Here is a 6,779-nt window from a genome sequence, read left to right on the forward strand (position 1 = left end):
GGGCTGTCTTGCCCTACTGCCCTACTGCCCTCCGCAAATCCCCAATCACCGCCCGCCGATCCTGCCGCCGCCAGGCCAGGTGAATCGAAACCGTGCGGTCGAACCATGGCAGGTCGCGGAACACGATCCGCGGCGGTGCGGCGGCACGCAGGCTGGATTGCACCGTCGCCAGGCCCAGGCCGGCACTGACCAGGCCGAGCGAGGTCAGCGGATCTGCTGTTTCATAGGCGATGTCGGGCAGAAAGCCGGCCTTGGCGCAAGCTGCGAGGAATTGGCCGCGATTGGTGTCGTCGGGCTGGCGCACGACGGTGATCCAGGTGCGGCCATCGAGATGATGCGGCCTGATGTCCGACAACTGGACAAGCGGGTCCTCTTCGGGGATCGCCAGCACCAACGGCTCGCGCCGCACCAGCATGCTGTCAATGTCCGGATCGTCGACTGGGGCCGGAGCGTAGACGAAGCCGAGGTCGAGCACGCGTTGCCGCAGATCTTCGAACTGCGCCGCCGTGCGCCGGTTCCTGAGCTGAAGATGGAAATCGGGCCGTTCGCGGCGAAATTGCCTGAGCATGTCGGCGACCAGTCCGGCATGCACCGCACCCTCGACATAGCCGATGGCGAGACGGCCGACCGCGCCGCTGGCGAGGTTGCGGCCGAACTCCTCGACGCGTAATGCATTGGCGAGCAGCGCACGGGCTTCAGCGAGGAAGGCGCGACCCTCGGCATTGAGATGAACCCGCTGCTTTGCCCGTTCGAACAAAGCGACGCCCAGCTGCTGCTCAAGGTGCATGATCTGCCGGCTGAGCGGCGATTGCGAAATATGCAGCAGGTCGGCCGCACGACCGACATTGCCGGTTTCGGCGACAGTGACGAAGTAGCGGAGCTGGCGCAGGTCGAACATTTTTATCCGAAGGTTTACGTCCTTGTAGGTCTTAACTTTAGCCTAATCAGTCTTGGACAGTCTGACCAGTCAAAAGCGATACTCGGCCATCCCAACCCAAAGGAGACCGACATGCAGTTCTTTGCCCTTCTCACCCGCAACACCGCAAAGTTCGGAGACGCCGACTTTGCACCGCTTCTGCCCGGCGAGGCCGAACAGCGGCGCACGCTCTACGCCGAGGGCGCGGTGCGCCAGGTCTGGAACCGCGGCGACATTCCCGGCAGCGGCATGATGTTCGAGGCATCAGACGACGCCGAAGTGCGGGGCCATCTCGCCACTCTGCCACTGATCAAGGCCGGCATGATGGACATCGCCGCGATCGTGCCGCTCAACCCCTACCCCGGGTTTGGACCGAAGCGCTGAACCGCATCAGACGGCGCGGTCGGCGGCGCTCACCGCCGGCCGCTTGTCGAGCGGCAAGGTAGAAGCCCCACGGACGCTCCGGCGATTTCCATTTGCGGCGAATCTCCTGGTTGGTTATCCGGGAGATGCGCAACGGGGATTGAACGGTGGTGGACAGGACAGACGGCGATGCGGATCGCGTTCCACGCGCTTCCGTCGTCATGACCGTCTATACGGACCAGCGCTTTCTCGATGCCGCGGTCAACAGCATCCTGACCCAGGAGTTCGACGATCTCGAACTCATCATTATCGACGACGGCACGGGCCAGGACGCAGTCTTCCAGGAGCTGGCGCGTCGCGATCCGCGCATCCGGCTGATCACCAACCCGACCAATCTCGGCACCGCCGCCGCCGCCAATCGCGGCATCGAGGCCGCCCGAGGCGAGATTATCCTGCGCCTCGACGCGGACGATATCGCCGAGCCTGCGCATGTCGGACGACTGGTCGCGGCACTGGACGAGGATCGCGAACTCGGCCTCGTCGGACATGCGGTAACGCTGATCGACGAAGCCGACCGCGTCGTCGGTGCACAGCGTATGCCCGAGACGGATCTGGAGATCCGCTGGACGATCCTGTTCCACAATCCCTTCTACCACTCGACGATCGCCTACCGCCGCGGCTGCTTCGAGGCCGCCGGTCGCTACCGGATCGATGAATTGGTCTCGCAGGACCACTATCTGTGGTTCGACATGCTGCCCTTGTGCCGGGCGCGAAATCTTGCCGAACCGCTGACGCGCTACCGGCTGAACGCACTCGGGCTGACCGCGACAAACGCAACGAATGCCCGCAATCGCACGCATCCGATCCGCCAGGCATCATGGGCGCGCCTCGGCCTGACCTATGACCTTTATGACGATGCCTTCGCCCAGGACCTCACCGGTTTCATCCGCGGGCAGGTGATTGCAGTCGACCGACGCGCCGCCGCCTACGGCAAGTTGCTTGGCGTACTCAAGGCCTTCCTCGCAGCGTCACGGCCCTTCCAGCGCACGGAGGATGCGGTTGCGGCAAAGCAGCTGGTGCATGGCATCGTCGCGCGCATGCTCGCCAGCCCTCCGCCGGGCCTCACAGAGATGCTGCGCGTCTGCTATCTGTGCTGGCCGCTCGACCGGCGCACCGTAACCGGTGCGGTGGCAAAGCGGCTGGCGATTGGGCTCAAGGCGAGGGTGCCGAAAACAGGCAGCTGACTGAAGCGCCTGACTGAATCGAGGCCGAACCAATTGACGAGGAACAGGATTCTGGAAACCGCAGGTGCCGCCTCTGCCGTAAAGAGTGAGAATTATGAACCCTGATTATTCTGCGTGGTTTGCAGGCAAGAGCCTTTCGACCGACTGGACCTCGCGCTTCTTTCCCCTCTGGGCGACACTGCTCCAGTCGCGCCGCGATGAAGCCCTCGATGTTCTGGAGATCGGCTCCTGGGAGGGCCGGTCGGCGATCTTCTTTCTCAACTATTTTGGCAAATGCCGGCTGACATGCATCGATACATTCGGCGGCAGTCCCGAACATGCCCTGCGCCACAAATGGAGCGACCAGCTTGCGCAAGTCGAGCAACGCTTCGACAGCAATCTGGCCGCGTTCGGCGAACGGGTCGAGAAGATCAAAAGTCCCTCGTCCCAGGCATTGGCCCGCCTTATCACCGACGAGCGGCGTTTCGACCTCGTCTATGTCGACGGCAGCCATCACAGCGCCGATGTCCAGTCCGATGCCGTGTTCTCCTGGTCGATGGTGCGGGACGGCGGGATTGTCATTTTCGACGATTATGAATGGACTTTCTTTGCCAATGAGGTCGAGCGTCCAAAACTCGGGATCGACAGTTTCCTGTCGGTGCAATCAGGCCAATACCGCGAGCTCTACCGAGGAGAGCAAGTCATCGTCCAGAAGATCGGCGTCGCCAGGAACGAGCGCCCGGCAATTTCTTCTCGGCCGCCTCCTCCCCCTCGGGAAGAACCCGTCGACAAACCCAAAGCCGATGGATCCGAAAACGACGTCGAGTTTGTGCTGATCGCCGAGGCGGGCATTCTCGAAGCACAGGCCCTGCTGCTGTGCGAAAGCATAAGGTGTTTCGCCGGCTCCTATTCGCGGTCCCCGATAACTGCGGTCTCGCCGAGGAGCAGCCGTCGCCCGTCCGCTTCGACGATAGGCCGGTTCGCGCAACTGGGCGTGGAGTACCTGCCGATCGAGATCGACAGCCGCTGTCCGCAATATGGCCCCTCATATCGGGTCCATTCGCTTGCTCATGTCGAAACACGGGCCGGGCCGCCGGTCATCATCATGCTTGATAGCGACACGATATTCATCGCCGAGCCCGACTTTTCGTTGGGCACATGCTCCGCCGCTGCCCGCCCGGTGGACAGCAAGGGGATGTGCACGACCGGCCCTGGTGACCCATTCGACGCTTATTGGAGGCAGCTATGCGTGCTTGCCGGTGTCGACTACGAGCACCTGCCGATCGTGCGCACGGGTGTCGACGGCATGGCTGTGCGCGCCAGCTACAATGGCGGGCTCATCGCCGCAAAAAGGGCGAGCGGCCTGTTTCAGCGCACCGAAGATATTTTCAGGAAGCTGGTGGCCGCCAATATGAAACCGTGGGCCGGCGCAGAGCCAACCTACGGCACCGGGACCGGCATTCTGCAGGGCGAGGCCACGGCCTTCTGGGGCACAAGCCAGGCTGCTTTCTCACTGGCGGCCACCGCCGGCAACCATTCCGTGCGGCTTTTGCCGGCCACGCATAATTTTCCGCTTCACAACTTCAACCGGGCCACGGCGCCCGACCCGGCGCGGCTGGTCCATATCCACTATCATGGACTGTTCAACGAGGGCTCTGCTGCCGCGAACCCGATGCTGGACGGAACGTTGGCGCTGCCTGCGGGAATAGCCGAATGGCTCGAGGCCCGGCTGCCATTGCGGGAAGAGCCGCCACCAGCCGCGCTGATGCCGAGCCGCGCGCGCCTTTCCCGGAGAAAGGCGATCCTCGTGCTTGGGATGCACCGCAGCGGGACCTCGATGCTTGCCGGCACCATCGCCGCATTGGGATCGGCCCGCCCCAAAAAACCGTTGCGCGCCGACGGCAACAATCCAAGGGGATACTGGGAAAGCACCCCGCTCAATTTCGCCAACGACGAACTGCTCGCATCGGCAGCCTCCTCGTGGCATGACTGGCGGCCGCTCAATCCGCAATGGCTGCAGTCGCCCGCGGCGGAGCGTCACCGCCACAAGATCAAGGCGATCCTGGCAAGCGAATACGGCGATGAACCGCTGTTTTTCGTCAAGGATCCCCGGATCTGCCGGTTCGTTCCGTTCATGTCGTCGATCCTTGCCGAGATGGAGGTCGAGCCGGTGGCTCTGCTTCCGCTCCGCAACCCCCTGGAGGTCGCTTACTCGCTGGAGCGGCGGGATGGATTGCCGCTGGCAAAATCCCTTTTGCTCTGGCTGAGGCACGTGCTCGATGCGGAATTTCATTCACGGCATATGCCACGTCATTTCATGCGCCACGAACAGTTGCTGATCGACTGGCGACATCATACGAACCGCGCGGCGGAGAAGACCGGCATCGTCTGGCCGATTCGCTCCGATCAGGCGGAGGCCGAAATCGGACGCTTCCTGACAGCGGACCTGCACCGTGAACGGGCAACAGTCGGGGACTTGCAGAGCCATCCGGATGTGACACCGCTGATACGCACCGCCTACGACATTCTATGTGCCATGGCGGACGACGGCGACAGCCAGAAACTGCGCGACGAACTGGACCTTATGCGAGCGAGATTCGATGACGCCTGCACTGTCGTGGGCGCCGCGGCAGCGGCCGAGTCAGACCATTTGCGCGGCGAGCGCGATGCAATCAACCGCGCCTATCATGAGCTCGGCCTCGAACGAAACGCATTGGTGCACGATCGAGACAATCTCGTTGCCGAACGCGCCGCACTGCTCGCGTCGCCCAGATGGCGACGATTGACAGCCCCGTTGCGGTGGATGCGAAGTCCGTCCAAGCGTCGAAAATGACGGCAATTGACGGATCGAGGCCTCTTCCCTGCTCGACACACTGTGACCCGCTGTCAARAAACCGTCACACGAAACCGGGYTCGCGCGTGCTAGAAATTGCGGAGGTGCCGCTGCGCGGCGCCACCTGTCGAAACCTGCATCTGGCACTGCGCCCATGGATATCGCCCTCGCCCCGGAAGGCACCGACCTGTCGCCTTACCTGCCTGACGAGCACGGGCTGTTCTTCATCTATCATTTCACCGCTGAGGGCGTGCGCACCAAGGACCCCGCGCAAGCGCGATGGACCTGGCGCAGCTACCAGATCACCGATCTGCACGCCCGCCAGGAAATCGCCGCCGAGAAGGCTCTGCCGGCCCCGGCGCGCGATGCTTTCCTCGCGCCCAGCCATGGCTGCCACATCGACTACGAGGATGACTGGCTGTTTGGCGACCTGCCGGACCTCAGACACGATTTTTCAGAGGCGCGCGGGCTCGTCCATTTCCGCTTCGCCTTCAACGACACGATGCTGATCGGCGCCCGCAAGCAGCCTCTGGAATCGGTCGATGCGGTCCGCAAGGCGGTGGAGAATGGATCGCGGAAATTCCGCTCACCAGCGGACCTGATCGAGGCGGTCATGGGTCAGTCGCTCGACGGCATGTCGGGCGAGCTCGGCAAACTCGGCGACACGCTCGACGGCATCGAGGACCGCRTCGTGYGCGAYGCATGGCACAATGAACGCCAGKCRCTGGTCGAGGCGCGCCGGCAGTTGGTGGTGATCCACCGGCAGATGGCGACGCTCACCAACCTGTTTCGCCATCTCGATCATTCGCATCGCGACGAGCTGCCCGACCTGATCAACGACATGGCGGCTCGGCTCTCGCATCGGGCGCTCACCCTCTACAATGACGGCGAGCAGTTGCAGGCGCGCACGAGGTTGTTGCAGGACGAATTGATGGCCAAGCTGACCATGCAGTCGAACCAGCTCCTCTATGTTCTCTCCGTCATGACGGCGGTGCTGCTGCCGATGACCATCATCTCGGGACTGTTCGGCATGAATGTCGGCGGGCTGCCGCTGGTCGATACGCCAGCGGGCTTCTGGGTGGTGACGGCTGTGTCGGTGGTCATCGCTTTGGCCACCTACCTGTTCGTCAGGCGGCTCGGCCGCGGGTTGTAGCGGCGGCCCGGCGGGCCGTAACCAGCATCGACCAGGAATAGATCGCCAAGGCTGCCCAGATCAGGGCAAAGGCGATGGCCTGTGCCGTGCCGAACGGTTCATCGAAAATCAGAACGGCAATCAGGAACACCATGGTCGGCGCGATATATTGCATGATGCCGATGGTGGAGAGCCGCAGCAGCTTGGCGCCGAAGGCGAACAACAGCAATGGTATCGACGTGACCGGACCGCAGCCGATCAGCAGGGCAGTGTCGGTGCCGTTGCTGGACACGATGTGGTCCTGTCCTGTCG

The 6,779-nt window shown here is 63.1% G+C and carries 5 protein-coding genes and 1 pseudogene; 4 read left to right on the forward strand and 2 right to left on the reverse strand.

The features are described from left to right. Positions 1 to 13 precede the first annotated feature (13 nt). Complete coding sequence (locus AC1DX0_RS28355) at positions 14 to 898, reverse strand: LysR substrate-binding domain-containing protein (protein ID WP_477219410.1); 885 nt, start codon at positions 896 to 898, stop codon at positions 14 to 16. Between the two features lie 111 nt (positions 899 to 1,009). Between AC1DX0_RS28355 and AC1DX0_RS28360 the strand changes: the two genes are divergently transcribed. The 4 genes from AC1DX0_RS28360 to AC1DX0_RS28375 all read left to right on the forward strand — a co-directional run bounded on the left by AC1DX0_RS28360 (position 1,010) and on the right by AC1DX0_RS28375 (position 6,488). Then, on the forward strand, positions 1,010 to 1,300 hold the full coding sequence (locus tag AC1DX0_RS28360; RefSeq protein ID WP_477219411.1) for a muconolactone Delta-isomerase family protein: 291 nt from the start codon (positions 1,010 to 1,012) through the stop codon (positions 1,298 to 1,300). Positions 1,301 to 1,446: 146 nt separating this feature from the next. Further along, on the forward strand, positions 1,447 to 2,523 hold the full coding sequence (locus tag AC1DX0_RS28365) for a glycosyltransferase (protein ID WP_477219412.1): 1,077 nt from the start codon (positions 1,447 to 1,449) through the stop codon (positions 2,521 to 2,523). 94 nt (positions 2,524 to 2,617) lie between these two features. After that, the gene (locus tag AC1DX0_RS28370) at positions 2,618 to 5,335 is read left to right on the forward strand and encodes a class I SAM-dependent methyltransferase (protein WP_477219413.1); all 2,718 of its coding nucleotides are present in this window, start codon (positions 2,618 to 2,620) and stop codon (positions 5,333 to 5,335) included. Between the two features lie 154 nt (positions 5,336 to 5,489). Next, positions 5,490 to 6,488, forward strand: a complete 999-nt coding sequence (locus AC1DX0_RS28375) for a transporter (protein WP_477357705.1) — start codon at positions 5,490 to 5,492, stop codon at positions 6,486 to 6,488. On the opposite strand, the pseudogene AC1DX0_RS28380 reads toward AC1DX0_RS28375, so the two are convergent. Beyond that, positions 6,463 to 6,779 (reverse strand): annotated as a pseudogene (locus AC1DX0_RS28380) (EamA family transporter RarD); the annotation flags it as partial. The gene AC1DX0_RS28375 and the pseudogene AC1DX0_RS28380 sit on opposite strands and share 26 nt — an antisense overlap.

The organism is Mesorhizobium sp. P3_A9 (assembly GCF_056402975.1).